Source organism: Rhizobium sp. P2_G2 (genome assembly GCF_056403555.1).
Genome location: NZ_JBFUFF010000005.1, coordinates 198,323 through 214,084, shown reverse-complemented (window position 1 = coordinate 214,084; position 15,762 = coordinate 198,323). Strand labels below are relative to the sequence as shown.

General features: G+C 59.5%; 14 protein-coding genes. 6 read left to right on the top strand and 8 right to left on the bottom strand.

The window, feature by feature from the left end; translation table 11 throughout:
• Together AC1D06_RS07000 and AC1D06_RS06995 are read left to right on the top strand one after the other, a co-directional pair.
• On the top strand, positions 1-582 hold a 582-nt coding region (locus tag AC1D06_RS07000; protein WP_477985690.1), incomplete at its 5' end, for a hypothetical protein.
• Positions 583-791: 209 nt separating this feature from the next.
• Entirely contained in the window at positions 792-1,832 is a 1,041-nt protein-coding gene (locus tag AC1D06_RS06995; protein ID WP_477985689.1) for a GGDEF domain-containing protein, read from the top strand.
• Positions 1,833-1,873: 41 nt separating this feature from the next.
• Here AC1D06_RS06995 and AC1D06_RS06990 read toward each other — a convergent pair whose 3' ends face one another.
• On the bottom strand, positions 1,874-5,383 hold the full coding sequence (locus AC1D06_RS06990) for an SEL1-like repeat protein (protein ID WP_477985688.1): 3,510 nt from the start codon (positions 5,381-5,383) through the stop codon (positions 1,874-1,876).
• 136 nt (positions 5,384-5,519) lie between these two features.
• Positions 5,520-8,093 carry a tetratricopeptide repeat protein gene (locus AC1D06_RS06985; protein ID WP_477985687.1) on the bottom strand — a complete coding sequence of 858 codons (2,574 nt, stop codon included), beginning with the start codon at positions 8,091-8,093 and terminating at the stop codon, positions 5,520-5,522.
• Positions 8,094-8,520: 427 nt separating this feature from the next.
• On the opposite strand from AC1D06_RS06985, the gene AC1D06_RS06980 reads away from it, so the two are divergent.
• Positions 8,521-9,423, top strand: coding sequence for a S1C family serine protease (locus tag AC1D06_RS06980; RefSeq protein WP_477879931.1), 903 nt, complete (start codon positions 8,521-8,523; stop codon positions 9,421-9,423).
• Here AC1D06_RS06980 and AC1D06_RS06975 read toward each other — a convergent pair.
• The 4 genes from AC1D06_RS06975 to AC1D06_RS06960 all read right to left on the bottom strand — a co-directional run bounded on the left by AC1D06_RS06975 (position 9,401) and on the right by AC1D06_RS06960 (position 11,759).
• The gene (locus tag AC1D06_RS06975; protein ID WP_477985686.1) at positions 9,401-10,015 is read right to left on the bottom strand and encodes a DsbA family protein; all 615 of its coding nucleotides are present in this window, start codon (positions 10,013-10,015) and stop codon (positions 9,401-9,403) included. The genes AC1D06_RS06980 and AC1D06_RS06975 overlap by 23 nt on opposite strands.
• 87 nt (positions 10,016-10,102) lie before the next feature.
• Entirely contained in the window at positions 10,103-10,657 is a 555-nt protein-coding gene (locus AC1D06_RS06970; protein WP_477985685.1) for a DUF1697 domain-containing protein, read from the bottom strand.
• Positions 10,654-11,016, bottom strand: coding sequence for a membrane protein insertion efficiency factor YidD (gene yidD / locus AC1D06_RS06965; protein ID WP_477985684.1), 363 nt, complete (start codon positions 11,014-11,016; stop codon positions 10,654-10,656). The genes AC1D06_RS06970 and yidD overlap by 4 nt, the downstream gene beginning before the upstream one ends.
• Before the next feature lie 299 nt (positions 11,017-11,315).
• Positions 11,316-11,759: an iron-sulfur cluster assembly scaffold protein gene (locus AC1D06_RS06960; protein WP_477985683.1), complete on the bottom strand. Its 444-nt coding sequence runs from the start codon at positions 11,757-11,759 to the stop codon at positions 11,316-11,318.
• A gap of 313 nt (positions 11,760-12,072) precedes the next feature.
• Between AC1D06_RS06960 and folE the strand changes: the two genes are divergently transcribed.
• The 3 genes from folE to AC1D06_RS06945 all read left to right on the top strand — a co-directional run bounded on the left by folE (position 12,073) and on the right by AC1D06_RS06945 (position 14,295).
• The gene (gene folE / locus AC1D06_RS06955) at positions 12,073-12,693 is read left to right on the top strand and encodes a GTP cyclohydrolase I FolE (protein ID WP_477985682.1); all 621 of its coding nucleotides are present in this window, start codon (positions 12,073-12,075) and stop codon (positions 12,691-12,693) included.
• A 2-nt stretch (positions 12,694-12,695) separates the two neighbouring features.
• A complete protein-coding gene (gene hisI / locus AC1D06_RS06950) occupies positions 12,696-13,145 on the top strand; it encodes a phosphoribosyl-AMP cyclohydrolase (protein ID WP_477985681.1) in 450 nt (149 codons plus the stop codon).
• Positions 13,146-13,311: 166 nt separating this feature from the next.
• Positions 13,312-14,295: a patatin-like phospholipase family protein gene (locus AC1D06_RS06945; RefSeq protein ID WP_477879917.1), complete on the top strand. Its 984-nt coding sequence runs from the start codon at positions 13,312-13,314 to the stop codon at positions 14,293-14,295.
• 60 nt (positions 14,296-14,355) lie between these two features.
• On the opposite strand, the gene AC1D06_RS06940 is transcribed toward AC1D06_RS06945, so the two are convergent.
• Positions 14,356-14,784: a CBS domain-containing protein gene (locus AC1D06_RS06940; RefSeq protein WP_477985680.1), complete on the bottom strand. Its 429-nt coding sequence runs from the start codon at positions 14,782-14,784 to the stop codon at positions 14,356-14,358.
• Between the two features lie 195 nt (positions 14,785-14,979).
• Positions 14,980-15,735, bottom strand: a complete 756-nt coding sequence (locus AC1D06_RS06935) for a rhomboid family intramembrane serine protease (protein WP_477985679.1) — start codon at positions 15,733-15,735, stop codon at positions 14,980-14,982.
• Positions 15,736-15,762 lie beyond the last annotated feature (27 nt).

The following is a 15,762-nucleotide window of genomic DNA, read 5'->3' as shown; positions in this document are numbered from 1 at the left end:
ATGCACTATCATCCTCATGCAATTGATTACGTTTGCCTTCTCGTAGTGAAGAGATTTTCGCTTGGTGAGCCAATAGATAAGAATGGCTGGCAAGCAGTGTCTGAGTATCTGATGAGTCAACACCTTCCATATCGCGATCATCATGAGCTTGTATGGCTATTTTGGATGTCAGTTGCTTGCGACTTGGAAATTAAAGATGAAATGGTGGATCGTCTTCTTCGTGTCGAAAACGCCCATATGTCTTCACTGATAGTTCAGGCATTCGTTGAAGGAAAGATTGGGAAACGCCCTGCTGTTCGCTTTCAAAACCGACTTGCAACAACCGATAGCAATTGGCTTCTAAATATCGTGGCAAGATCTTCCGGGTTCACGCGTGCGAGCTTCGGAGGAGATATGTCCACGGAATTCGAGCATCTCGCCTCTCGGAAAGTTCGTCTCGTCAATATTGGCGATTCAACAAAATCATTTGAGTCTAAAACAGCCGCTGCAATAAGCCGAACTCGATATGGCTATGATGATGATGACGAAGATTTTGATGATGACGAAGATGCATTCGGAGACTGGGGAGATCTTGGCCTCTAAACCCATTACGCCGAGCAAAAGCGAGCGCTCGACGCCACCTGCAAGCCCCCATTTCCGAAAAATTTACGGCCCCCGCAAATTTTCCCGGCTTATATTTCATATCAGTTATATTCTAGTAACCTATCGGTGTGCAAATAGGGAGCTACGGAATCATCGAGTTCTGCCGCCACGCCTGAACTAAATCCGTAGGTCCGCCGTCCGGGGTGAAGATGACTGCGAATAACCATGTAGGACATCAGGTGATCGCCTTAATGGACCGCCTCGGCGTGGCGCCGCTTATTCGCAATTATCATCTTTTTTATACTTGCATCGCCAATTCCGACCAGCAGCTGCGGCGGGCTGTGCGCAATCTCGGCCGCAACCCGACGCAGAACGAAATCGACCAGGTGATCGAGGAATTCTGTCCGGATGCGGCCGATTCACCATCCATGCGGCGGCATCACAATGCCGTGCTCAGGACGCTCGAAGATATCAGCACCCGGCTGCGCTCCGAACAGACGGAGATGAAGACCTTCAATGGCGCGATGGCGCGCGTCACGCAGGCGTTGGCCCATTCGGTCGAGGAAGACAATGTCTCTGTCGAAGTGCTCAAACGCGTGGCGGCGACGGTGGTCGAAGTCGGCATGCACCGCGTCTCCTCCGGCGCCCGCGCCCTGACGCGGATGAGCGAGGGCGGCTCGGAGATCAGCGCGTTGCGCGACGAACTGATTAAGGCCAAGGCCATGGCCAATACCGACCCGCTGACCAATCTCGCCAACCGTCGCAGCTTCGACGAACGCCTCACCGCCGCTTTCGATGCCGGAGCGGATTTCGGGCTGATCCTGCTCGACATCGATCACTTCAAGCGGGTCAACGATACGTTCGGTCACGTCACCGGGGATTTCGTGCTGAAAATGGTGGCCGATACGATGCGGCAATCGCTCCGGGCCGGCACTTTCGTGGCGCGCACCGGCGGCGAGGAATTCGCCGTGGTCCTCGAACGCGCCTCGGAAAAGGACGCCAAGATCGTCGGCGAACGCGTACGCATCGCCATCGAAAAGGCCGCCGTCATTCGCGATGGCGAGCGGCTGGCGGTGACCGTGTCGCTCGGCGTGGCGCTGGCGAAGGATGTGGATGGGGCGCACAGGCTCTTCGAGGCCGCCGACGCCGCGCTCTACCGCTCCAAGCATGCCGGCCGCAACCGGCTGACCTTCCATGTCGTCAACGACGATCAGACGGACTCCKATCGGTACAAGATCTATAAACGGTGACGGGCGCCTCGCATTTGCGGGAATGCAGGTTCCATACCTCGCTAGTGAGCATTCGCGGCAGTCTTGTCATCATAGAACTTGCGCAGCGCCGCCTGCATCGGCCGGTCGGTCTCGCCGTTGATCTCATTCGAATAAAGGCCGAGATGGCGCAGCGTCTTTTTCAACGACACCCTGGTGAAAGGTGAAAAACTCTTGATGTCGTCGATGATCTCCTCATGCCCCTGCTTCAGCGCAGTGAGAATGTTTTCGGCCGATTTGTCGGACTCGTAGAGGCTGTCATAGAGATAGGCCAGGCGCGTGGCGCCATCGTCGAAACCGGCGTCGACGGCGGCCAGGTACCATTTCAGCGCCGCTGCCTTGTCGGCCTTGGTGCCGCGGCCATCGTCATACATCCGCCCGAGCGAGAACATGCCATTCTGGGAATTGAGCTCGGCCGCCTTCTTGTAATATTCGAAGGCTTTCTGGGGATTGGCCGCGACGCCCTCGCCAAATTCATAGAGCCAGCCGGCGTTGAAAGAGCCTCTTGCCGAGCCCGCATCGGCGGCCTTGAGGTACCAATCCATAGCGATCTGGTGATCCTCCGGCACTGCGGTGCCGTTGTCATAATAGAAGCCAATGGCGTTCATTGCATCGACCTTGCCGGCCTCCGCCGCTTTCCAGAACCAGGCGAAAGCCCAGTGCACATCCTTGGGCACGCCGCTGCCAGACTCGTAGACTTCGGCCAGCCGGTATTCGGCGTCGGTGTCGTTCTTGTCGGCGGCGCGCTTCAGCCAATCCATGGCCTTCGGATAGTCGGGCTTTGCGCCTGAATCGCCGAGATAGAGGCAACCGATCCAGTACATCGCGTCGGTAGAACCTTTATCGACACTGCGCCGGTACCATTTCAGCGCTTCGGGAAAATTTTGCGGGACGCCGTGGCCGAACTCGTACATTGCACCGACATCGTTGATCGCGTTGACGTCGCCACGGTCGGCCGCCATGCGGTAATAGGTTAGCGCCTTGCCGTAATCGAGCTGCGCCGGATCGGTGCCGTAATAGATGTCGCCGATATTGACCATGGCACCGACCGAGCCGGCATTCGCGCCTTTCAGATACCATTCAGCCGCCTTCTTGAGGTCGGGCTTCACCGCATCGCCGTTCTGATAGTATTGGCCCAGGCCGTTGAATGCGAGCGGCGTGTTGAGGTTTGCGCTTTTCTGAAGCCATTGCAGCGCCTTGGCATAGTCGACGGGCACGCCGTCACCGTTGTAGTACATCTTCGAAATCGCATACATCGCATAGCCGTCGTTCCGGTCGGCGGCACGATGGTACCATTGCAGCGCCGTGCCATAGTCCTTGGGCACGCCGTGACCATTCTGATACATCGCGCCGAGGAAGGTCATCCCGTCGACGTCTCCTCGGTCGGCAGCCTTGCGGTAATATGTAAGCGCCTTGCCATAGTCGAGCTGATCGGGATCGTCGCCGTCATAGATGTTGCCGAGGTGGACCATCGCCTTGACGGAGCCGGCATCTGCCGCCTTCAGGAACCATTGCGCCGCCTTCTTCAGGTCCGGCTTCACCGCATCGCCGTACAGATAGTAGAGGCCCATGCCATTGACCCCGTTCGGCGTATTGAGGTCTGCACTTTTCTGCAGCCATTGCAGTGCCTTGGTATAGTCGACGGGCACGCCGTGGCCTTCATAGTACAAATTGGCGATCGCATACATCGCCTCGCCATTGTTCTGGTCGGCGGCACGCCGGTACCATTGCATCGCCGTGCCGTAGTCTTTGGGCACACCTTGGCCGAATTCATACATCATGCCGACGTCGGTAATGCCCTCGGCGTCGCCGAGATCGGCAGCCTTCCGGTAATATTTGATCGCCTTGCCGTAATCGACTTGATCGGGGTCGCCGCTGTAATAGATGCCGCCGAGACGAATCATCGCCCTGACCAAACCGGCATCGGCAGCCTTGAGAAACCATCGCTCCGCCGCCTTCCTGTCCGGCTTTACCATCTCGCCGTACTCGTAGCGGAGGCCTAGGGCAAAAAACGCGATCGCTGTATTGCGATCGGCACTTTTCCGCAGCCACTGTATCGACTTTGCGGAATCGACCGGAACGCCGAGACCTTGACGATACATATCGGAAATCTCGTACATCGCCTCGCCATTGTTCTTGTCGGCGGCGCGTTGGTACCATTGCAAAGCCTCGGCATAGTTTTTGGCCCCAGCGTGACCCGAGCGGTCGTCGTTGCCGAGATAGAGCATGGCCGTACTGTTGCCGCGATCTGCCGCCTCACGCAACCAATGCATCGCGATCTCGGGATTGTGCCTGATCTGACTGCCTTCTTCGTAAAGTCGCCCGATACCGAAATAAGCGTTGGACCAGCCGAGCTTGGCCGCATCTTCATACCACTCGACAGCCTTCGTCTCGTCCAGCGGAACGCCGTAGCCCATCTGGTAGAGCATGCCGATCGTCGTCATCGCAATGCGATCGCCGAAGGAAGCGCCCTGCCGCAACCATTGCATGGCCATGGCATAGTCCTTCGACTTTTCGAGATAATACTCTGCCATCCAGCGGTAGGCCCAGATTTCGTGCAGATCGACCGCTTCCTGGAAATACGCCCGGGCCTGTTCGAAGTCCTTCGGCACCGGAGCGACGCCGTAGAGGTAACGCCCACCTAGGTCGATCATTGCGTCGGTGTTGCCGAGTTGCTCTGCCTCGTGGAGCAGCGCCAGCCCTTCGGCCGTCCTGGTTTTGTCAGGGCCATCCAGGTAGATATCGGCCAGTCGAACCATAGCCGTGACATAACCCCGGCGCATGGAGGCAAGGTAGATGCGCTCCGCTCGGGCGGTGTCCTTCGACACGCCGCCCTTGCCGGTGCCATAAGCATCGCCGACGCTCAGGATTGCGGCTTCACGGCCCGCCGCAGCCGATTTGCGGATCCATTGAAGCCCGGCTTTTTCGTCAACGGGTCGCCCCATGCCGCGGATATCGAACAACGCAATGTATTCGGCGGCAACCGGATCGCCGCGCCGATCCGCAAGCACATAGTAGGATCTGGCAAGGGCGAAATCCTGCGGCACGCCCCAGCCATGCAGATACATGCGTCCGAGATAGTTGCCCGCGCTCGCATTTTTGGCATCGTAGGCTCTATGATACCATTTCAACGCTTCGGCGAAGTCCCGCGGGCGGCCCAGCCCCCAGGCATAGACGTCTCCGATCTGGAGCATGGCGGGCGGATATTTGTCCTTCGTCGCCAGTTGATCGAGACCCGGCACCGACGTGGAAAAATCGCCGATGTAGAACAGGGTCTTGTAATGGAGATAGCGCGCCTCGACGGATGTCGGGTTTTGCTTGAAATATTCCCCGCAGACAGCTGATGCATTGCGCCAATACGTGGTCGAGCTCTGAGCGGCGTCATCGCCGGCATCATGTCTGCAAATATCGGCCGGTGAAGACGCCGCCGCGGCGGCAGATGCGATCGCAACGAAAAGGGTCATCGCCAAGCCAAGGCAATAGCCACGCATGTTCCTGTAAATCCTCGTATAACGCATTGATCCAGCCGCCATTCCCTGCTCCGACATCAAGTGATAGCGGCTGGAATTTTCAACTTCAAGTGACGTTACGTGATTCAACCTGGTGCACGACAATCGGGCTGTAGAGATCCAGTATCGCGCTTGATTTGACTGCCGCGCGGCGCAGCCTTCAATGCGCCTTTGCCGTATCGTTGTCATCGTAGAACTTGCGCAAAGCCGCCAGCATCGGCCGGTCGGTCCTGCCGTTGATCTTATTTGAATAGAGGCCAAGACGGCTGAGCGCCCGCTTCAACGACACCTTGGTGAAAGGCGAAAAATGCTTCATGTCGTCGATGATCTCCTTGTGGCCCTGCTTCAGCGCCTCGAGAATGTTTTCGGCCGATTTGTCGGACTCGTAGAGACTGTCATAGAGATAGGCCAAACGCGTCGCAGCGTCGTCGAAACCGGCGTCAGCAGCCGCCAAGTACCACTTCAGCGCCAGGGCCTTGTCGGGCTTGGTGCCGTTACCGTCGTCATACATCCGTGCCAGCGCGAATTTGGCGTGCATGGAATCGCGCTCGGCCGCCTTCTTGTAATATTCGAAGGCCTTCTCGGCATCGGGCTCGACCCCTTCACCGTATTCGTAGAGCCAGCCGGCGTTGAAATAACCCGTCGCCGATCCCGCATCGCCGGCCTTGAGATACCAATCCATGGCAATCTGGTGATCCTGGGGCACGGCCGTGCCATTGTCATAGTAAAAGCCCAACGCATTCATCGCATCGGCTTGCCCTTTGTCCGCTGCCATCCAGTACCAGGCAAAGGTCTCATGATAGTCCTTCGCCACGCCCTGCCCGGCATCGTACATTTCGGCGACCTTGTAGCGCGCATCGTTGTCGCCATGGAGCGCGGCTTTCTTGAGCCAATCCATAGCCTTGGCATAGTCGATCGGCGCCCCGGTATTGCCCTGGTAGAGATTGCCGAGCCAATACATGGCCTCCGCCGAACTCTTGCCGGAATTTTTCGCGGCGGCCGCCTCGTACCACTTGATCGCTTCGCCAAAATTTTGCGGCACTGCCTTGCCGCTTTCGTACATGCCGGCGAGAGACTCCATTCCCTCAACATTGCCGAGTATGGCGCTTCGCCTGAACAGCCAAAGCGCCCGGTGCTCGTCCGGCGCGATTGTGTCCGAACCGAGATAGAGATCGCCCAGCCGGTACATCGCCTCGGCATCGCCCATATCCACCGCCTTCTCATACCAATCGGCAGCGGTGCGCAGGTTGGATGTGACGCCGTAACCATTCTCGTAGCTCAGGCCCGCCAGGAAGAAGGCACCGGCATAACCGGTCTCGGCGCTTCGTAGCATCCACGCAGTCGACTTCTCGGGGTCGACCGGAACGCCATGACCGTCGGCATACATGTCGCTGATCCGATACATGGCAGCGCCGTCATTGAGGTCGGCGGCCTGATGGTACCAATAGAGTGCCTGGCCATAGTTCTGCGGCTCACCTTTGCCGTCGCGATAGGCATTGCCGACAAACAGCATTGCCCCACGATCGCCATGCTCGGCCCCTTCGGTCATCCAATGGACGGCCAATTCCTCATTCTGTTTGATCTGCCGGCCCCGATGATAGAGCATTCCGATCCGGTAATAAGCCGCCGGCGCACCCAGACGAGCCGACTTCTCATACCACTCCATAGCCTTAGCCTCGTCTTTCGGACCGACCTCACCAAGCTCATACAGCAAACCGATATCCGCCATCGCGTCGCGATTGCCGAAAGCAGCGCCTTTTTGCAGCCAGCGCATTGCCTCCTCAGGATCCCAGTTCCCTCGGTTGAGGAAATAATTCCCCATGCTGCGGTAAGCCTCGGTGTCCCCGAGGTCGATGGCCTGCAGGAACAGTTCCCGGGCATGGTTCTGATCGGTTTTGACACCGGTGCCCGAGAGATAGCGCCCCCCGAGATCCTCCATGGCATTGGCGTCTCCAAGCGCCTCAGCCCTCTCCAGCAACTCGATCGCCTCCGCAGTTTTGGTCTTGTCCTTGCCGCTCAGATAAAGATTGGCCAGAGCGACCATGCCTTCCGTGCTGCCGCGATCCACCGAAGCACGAAAAATGTGCTCAGCGCGGGCACAATCCGCCTTTACGCCCAGGCCCCGCGAATAAAAGACGCCGACGAACAATACCGCCTGTTCATAGCCGGATGCAGCCGATTTGCGCAGCCATTTGAGCGCGGCCGCGTTGTCGACCGCAACCCCGAGACCACTCTCGTACACGGCTGCGAGACCCAAAGCGCCTAATGGTTCGCCACGTTGGCTGGCGAACTCGAGATAGAATCGTGCCGTCGCAAAGTTCTGTTCCACGCCCCAGCCTTGGATATACATCTCAGACAGCAGGACCGCAGCAAGCGGATCGCCGGCATCCAGCGCCTTGTGGAAGGACTTGAGCGCGATCGCATAGTTCTGCGGGACACCATAGCTTCGCAGATTGGCGAAGCCGATCCAGAGCATCGACCTCGTATGCCCATTCTTGTCTGCGAGCGCCTGGAATCCTTTGAGCGCCTCGGCAAATTGAAGCGTTTCGAACAAACTCTTGCTGTAGAAATAACGACTGTCGACCGATGCAGGGTCCGCCTTCGACGCCCGCTCGCAGATCGGCAGCGTCTCGCGCCAGTATGCGAGGTTGGTCGCCGAAATGAGGTCGTTGGCACGGCGTCTGCACGTATCGGCATCGGACGCACTCGCCTCGGCCTGCGTCGCCACCAACATCAAGATACCGAAAAGGCTAAGCAAAAGCCGCACGAACCCTGCGTCATCTGCCCGTCGAAAACAGCTGAAAATATGCACCGCATCTACCCAGAAAATCCCTCTCGCTCATTGATAACGGGAGATATTTTCAACCGCAAGTACAGGCTCCATGAACTCGCCGAACATGCATGAAAAAACTTGCTTTTCCGCTAGAATTGCAACGCCGATTTCCAGCGCTCGCGGATCGAGCAACCCGACGATTTGCCTGCAAGTGTGGCGAACCGTATGCGGTCGTCTGCGGACGGCATTTCGCACCTGCGAGATTTCACCTATTCGAACCTTGCACCTTCCCTCGCGTTTTCTTACTTTTAGGATAGTAGCCCGCGCGGTATCCTCCCAAGACCGTGCCCAAACCCTGAAACGCGTCCCACTGACCGGGGGTAAGAAGATGAACACAGAAAAAATCGTCCAATCCGTCGTGGCACTTCGCGCCAATGTCCCCGACGACGCTTTTACCGCCAACACGCTCGGCACGCTGCGCGAAGGCTCCGGCGTCGTCATTCGCGACAATCTGGTGCTGACCATCGGCTATCTGATCACCGAGGCCGACGAAGTCTGGCTCACGCGTTATGACGGCACCGTGGTGCCCGGCCACGCGCTGGCCTATGACCAGGAGACCGGCTTCGGCCTGGTGCAGGCGCTCGCGCCGCTCAATCTGCCGGCGCTGGAGCTCGGCAGTTCGACGCTTGCCGATGTCGGCGATCCGATCATCATCGTCGACGGCATCAAGCGCGGCGTCCAGGGCGCCATCGTCGCCAAGCAGGAATTCGCCGGCTATTGGGAATATCTGCTCGACGAGGCGATCTTCACCGCACCGGCGCATCCTTCCTGGGGCGGCGCCGCGCTGGTCGACCAAGGTGGCCGGCTGATCGGCATCGGCTCGCTCCGGCTACAGATGAGCCAGGGCAGCGAAGTGGCCGACATCAACATGTCGGTGCCGATCGATCTCTTGCCGCCGATCCTCGACGATCTCCTGAAGCGCGGCCAGGTCAACAAGCCGCCGCGGCCGTGGCTCGGTGCCTTCTCAGCCGAGACCAATGGCGAGGTGGTGGTGATGAGCGTCATCGACGGCAGCCCGGCGGCGCAAGCCGGCCTGCGCCAAGGCGACGTGATCGCCGAGATCCGCGACGGTGACGTCGAGGGACTTGCCGATTTTTACCGGAAAATCTGGAAGAGCGGCCCGGCTGGCGCCGAAATTCCGATGCGGGTGCTGCGCAACGGCCGCGATGCCTGGCTGCGGGTGAAATCCGTCGACCGTTTCAGCGTGCTCAAGAAGCCGCAGTTGCAGTAGCGGCAGTCCGGGCGGCGTGCCAATCGAGCGCGTCGTCCAGCCGGTCATGGCCCCAGAACAGCTCGCCGTCGATGATGAAGGACGGCGAGCCGAAAATGCCAAAACTCTTCGCCTTCTCGGTTGCCGCCTTGAGATCGGCGATGCCGGCCTCGGAATTGGCAAGCGCCAGCACCCGTGCCGGATCCTGCCCGGCTTTGACGATGCTGGCCGACAGGTTCGGCTCGCTGCCGGCCGGCTCGCCGCCGATGAACCAGCGGCGGTAGCTCTCGATCGCATAAGGCGCGCACCAGCCCTCGTTTGCAGCGACCAGGGCGACGCGATTGGCCTGTTCCAGTTCCGTCAGCGGATAGGGCGCCGGCAGGCTGATCTCAAAGCCCAGTTTCTCCGCCCACCTCTCGATGTCGCGCCACATATAGGCGGCCTTGATCGGCTTCTTGGCGAAGGGAATGTTGTCCATCTCGATCATGATCGAACGGACATTGAACGGCCGCCAGCGAAATTCGACCGCGCTGTCATCCGCCATGGCCTCAAGCTGCCGGACCGCAAGATAGGTGTAGGTACTGCCGATCGAGAACCAGAAATCTATCGCCATTATCCCCGCCCCGCCAATTGATAGCGCAATAGAAAGCACCAGACATTTCTTGTCCAGGGTGTCCAGCCGAAAGCGGCAGCGTACGGCTTAAGAAGCACGTCGATCGTCCAGCATTTCGCCAAGCCGGCGGATCGTGTTCCAGTTCCGCGCCGTGCCGATGCCGCCCATGCGCTGCGGCGTGATCTGGCCGAGGAGTTTTGACTGGCTTGGCTGGCCGGCGAAGGCGATCCAGAGGTCTCCATCGACGACACGCAATTCTTCGCCCATTGTCTGGTAGGGGGCAAGTCGCTCGGCAAGATCGGCAGAGACCGGATCGCGCATGACGCGGACGACGACCTGGTCAGGACGGGCAGCACTTTGGTCCGGGAATGGATTGGCCGCCACAAGCTGTCGCCAATGCTCGGCGGTGCGGATGATGATGTCGATATGCTTGCCGTGAAACGCGGCGAAAGCGTGTTCGAATGCGCCCTCCAGTGCGGCAATGGGCATGTCGGCGGCATCGAAGAGCAGATTGCCGGTGGAGACCAGGGTTTTCGCATTTTGGTGGCCGAGTTGTTCGGCAATGCCGCGCAGGTCGGACATGGCGACGCGGTGGGTCTTGTCGATGACGACGCTATAGAGCAGCGCGATATGGGTGGTCATTTGGGCGCAACCGGTTTGCGCCGCCAATAGGACCAGGGCCGATACCAGTGCATGCGGGGCTCGAGTGTCTCCGGCACCGGATCGAGGCCCCAGGTGCCGCCGGGGCCGCAGCGGGCGACCCGGAACAGCGTCATCCAGCCGCCGGCCCAAAGGCCGTGGCGGGCGATCGCCTCGTAGCCGAATTCGGAACAGGTGGGCACGTGGCGACAGGAATTGCCGATCAGGCTGGAGAGCGTGAGCTGGTAAAGGCGGATGAAGCCCATGCCGAGGAGACGCAGCGGAGTTTTGGGGAAAGGGCCGGACCAGTTGCGGGTTTTGTAGGCCGGCCGATCATGCCGACAATCAGGGGCATTGCACATCAATACCCCCCTCTGCCCTCCTGAGCTTTTGTCGAAGGGCGGGCATCTCCCCCTCAAGGGGGGAGATTGGATGGGGCACTCGCGCTGCCCACCTCGCCGCCGCAGCGGTACATGGCATTCGGATATTGTTTGAAGCGGGGAGCGAGCCTCTTGTCAATCTCCCCCCCTGAGGGGGAGATGCCCGGCAGGGCAGAGGGGGGTGCCACAGAACGCGACACGCATTGATAGGAACGCAACCTAACGCCATCTGACCTACCCTGCCCCTGCAATAAAATCCCCGACGGTAGGCCTGCCCACCCTCACCCCGCTTCCGCCAGCCGCTTCGCCTCCACCTGGTCGACACAGTCGACAACGGCGTCGAAGGTCAGCATGGTCGAGGCGTGGCGCGCCTTGTAATCCCGCACCGGCAGCAGGTAGCGCATGTCGGAAAAACGGCCTGTCGGGCCGTCACCGCCGTCCTTGAGCATGGCCAGCATGTCGGCCTTTGCTTGCCTCAGTTCAGCGGTGGTGGCGCCGGTGACGTGGCGGGCCATGATCGAAGAGGATGCCTGGCCAAGCGCGCACGCCTTGACCTCATGGGAAAAACCGGCAACGCGGTCGCCATCCATCTTGAGCCAGACCTTGACCTTGGAGCCACAGAGTTTTGAATGCGCCTGGGCGATGGCATCGGCGTCGTCGAGCGCACCGGTCAGCGGAATATTGCCGGCAAATTCCAGGATTTTCGCATTATAAATTTCGTCCATCGACCGTCACCGCAATTTCACCGCGCCACCTGAATATGGCAGTATTTTCCACTAATTGCGCGAAAAAGACAACGTCACCCCTTTGCCACCCGGTCGCGCTTCCTATATTGTATGTCGCGATGGGGCGACAGAATTGCAAGAGAATATGTTGCCTGTTGTCTGGGAAACCGTGCGGAGGAACTCGTCACTGAGACGATGAGCGCCGATGCCCCGGAGCCCGCCAACGGAACCCATGCCTGCAGGGACAGGTGAATGGCCAGCGGCGAGTAGTCCGATTTGATTACCGTGACCCTTATGGGATCGAAAGGCCGCTATGGATGCCATTGTAAAGAAATTCCGCGAGGAAGAACTGTCCCACAAGCCGAGCAAGAAGGAAGCGGAAGAAGCCGTCCGTACCCTGCTTCGCTATATCGGCGAAAATCCCGACCGCGAAGGTCTGCGCGACACCCCTGCCCGCGTCGTCAAGTCCTACCGGGAAATGTTCGGCGGCTACGAGGATTCCGTCGAAGAGGTCCTGGGCCGCACCTTCGAGGAAGTGCACGGCTATGACGATATCGTCATGGTCCGCGACATCCCGTTCTTCTCGCATTGCGAACACCATATGGTGCCGATCATCGGCAAGGCGCATGTCGCCTATCTGCCTGACGGCAAGGTGCTCGGTCTGTCGAAGATCGCCCGCACCGTCGACATCTTTGCCCGTCGCCTGCAGACGCAGGAATCGATGACGTCGCAGATCGCGCATGCGATCGACGAAACTCTGCAGCCGCGCGGCGTCGCCGTGCTGCTCGAGGCCGAGCATATGTGCATGGCCATGCGCGGCATCAAGAAGACCGGTTCGTCGACGATCACCACGACGTTTACCGGCAATTTCAAGACCGATCCGCGCGAACAGGCGCGCTTCATGTCGATCCTGCGCGGCTTCGCGCCGGCCTGACAATGACGATCGCATTCCAGTCCCCTTCGACCGACAAGGCCGCCCTTGAAGAAGGCGCGGCCTTTTCGCCGCGCTTCGATGCCAATGGGCTGATCACCGCCGTCGTCACCGATGCCAGAGATGGTGTCATCCTGATGGTAGCGCATATGAATGCCGAGACTTTGTCGCTGACGCTCGAAACCGGTATCGCCCATTACTGGAGCCGTTCGCGTGCCAAAATCTGGAAGAAGGGCGAGACGTCAGGCAATCTGCAGAGCGTCGTCGAAATGATGACCGACTGCGACCAGGACGTCCTGCTGTTGAAGGTCAAGGTCGCCGGCCATGACGCAACCTGCCATACCGGCCGCCGCTCCTGCTTCTATCGCAGCGTGGTCAATCAGGACGGCGAAATCTCGCTAAAAATAGTCGACAGTGATCGACATTTCGATCCTGAGATCCTATATAAAAGTTAAAGCGCGCCATAAAGTTGTAGCAATTTTGCGCAACCGTGGAGATGCGAGATCAAGCATCTGCACGATATTTATACAGCGGCAAGATTTGTTTGACTTTCGTTAACGGCTTTGCGCAACTATTGTATCACTGGCCAGTTGTTCAGCCAGTGTAGGATGCGTGATTACGATGAATTGGACTTTTCACCGCCAAATCGAGCAACCCGTCCCTCTGGAAAACGGTGTCTCAAACATTGCCGGCGTGCCCGGAACCCCGGAACCCCTTCCCCAACCAAAGCCGCCCAAACCGAAGATCGCGCTCGCCCTTGGCGGCGGTGCCGCGCGCGGCTGGGCGCATATCGGTGTGCTGCGGGCGCTCGACGAGGCCGGTATCGAGGTCGGCATGATCGCCGGCACGTCGATCGGTGCTCTGGTCGGCGGCTGCTACCTGGCGGGGAAACTCGATGAGCTCGAAAGCTTCGCCCGATCGCTGACCATGCGCCGGATGGCGGCGCTGCTCGATTTCACCATTGGCGGCGGCGGCCTGTTCGCCGGCATGCGGCTGACCAAGCGCATGCAGGAGCATCTCGAAGGTATTTCGATAGAGAGCCTCGGCAGGCCTTTCGTTGCCGTCGCAGCCGAACTGAGGACCGGGCACGAAGTCTGGATCGAATCCGGTTCGCTGATCACCGCACTGCGTGCATCCTACGCGCTCCCCGGCATTTTCGAGCCGGTCCGCTGCAGCAACCGCATGCTGGTCGATGGCGCGCTGGTCAATCCGGTTCCGGTTTCCGTCTGCCGCGCCTACGAGCAGCCGCTGGTGGTCGCGGTCAACCTTCACTACGACCTCTATGGCCGCTCGGCGGTGATCAAGGTCTCAGCCGACGACACCGTACCTGAAAAGCCGCACTACTCCCGCGATCCCGGCAGCAGCACGGCCGGCAGCCTCTGGGTGACGAGCGTGATGGTCGAGGCGTTCAACATCATCCAGGACCGGATTTCGCGGGCGAGGCTGGCCGGCGATCCGCCGGATCTGGCGCTGCAGCCGCGGCTTTCCGACGTTGGCATGTCCGAATTCCACCGCGCCGCCGAACTGATCGAACGCGGCTATGAAGAAGCCAAGATGATGATCCGGGAAATCAAGCGGATGCAGGAAGCGATCCGACATTTTTAGAGCTATGATGCTATCGAGATGATCAGCGGGCCGCCGCGCCTCCACACGGCGGCCAGACAATTAGCCGGCTATATAAGCCTTGATCTCTTCCGCCTCCCGCTCGATGGCGCGGATATGCGCCTTGACCACGTCGCCGATCGACACGATGCCGGCCAGCTGACCATTGTTTTCCACCGGGACATGGCGGGCGCGCTTGCTGCTCATCAGCGACATCAGCTCACTGATCGTGGTCTCTTCCTTGACGCGATAGACGTTCGGCCACATGATCGAGGAGACCGGCTTTTCCAGGCAGTCGGCGCCGAAGCGGGCGATGCCGGAGACGATGTCCCGCTCGGCCAGGATGCCGGCGATATGATCGACGCGATCGAGCACGATCAGAGCGCCGACGCGATTGTCATGCAGCATCTTGGCAGCGTCCCGGACGGTGGCCTGAGGCCCGACCGTCAGAACATTGCGGCCTTTTTCATCGAKTATTGCCTTCACACTCATGCATTCTCCTCCTTGCATGGGAATAATGCCGGTGGTTTGCGCGGGGCCGATAACCACCGTCGAACGAAAGGCATGGTGCTCCCGAAAGGCGGCAAAAGCAAGAAATTCTGCGGCAGAACGTCGCGTGAGGGTTAATTTGCGGACGAGGCGATCGCTCTCTTCCGGACGAAACCGACCTCGGCAGAACGCTTCTGTTCAGCCGGGAAAGTGAGGCGTCCGATCGAAGAAGGTGAAGGTCAAATAGCCGAACAGAAAGCCACCGACATGCGCCTGCCAGGCGACATTGTAGTCAGCCCCGGACGGCATTCCGGCGCCGAAGACGACGGCAGCGTTGGAGATCGCCCAGGCCAGGATGAACATGACGATGGAGCGATGCGTCAGCGCCTCGAAAATCCCAAGCCGCGGGGCAAAATGAGCATAGCGCATCGCCGGCGTTCCAGAAAACTGCAAAGAGAACCGGCAGGCTGCCCCGACCGTGGCCGAGACGACACCGGAGGCGCCGATCAGCAGGCTTTCCTGAAAACCGGTGGCGAAAGCCTGGAAGAAGGCGCTTGCCGCAGCGGAGGTGACCCAAAGGATGAGGAAGCGCAGGCTGCCGATCCGGACGACCAGCGGCGTGGCAAATGCAATCAGCCAGACGCAATTGAAAATCAGGTGCAGCCAGCCACCATGCAGCAGCGAATAGCCAACCGGGCCAATGAGCCAACCGAGGCCTTGGCCGGACAGGGGATGGAGATAGCGCTCTGGCAGGAAAGCCATCAGGAACAGCAGGTTTTCATCCTGCTGTTCCGTCAGCATATAAGTACGAATGACATGGATGACGGCCATCAGGACGACGAAGGCCATGAGCATGCCGGGGATGTTGAAGATCGGCTCGCGCCGCCTGCCCTCGACCGGCTGCTCCGCCTCGGCGGCAGTGGCTGCCGGACGATCATCTGCGTCTTCGCTCAAGGCGTCTGATCCAACTTCAATTCGAAG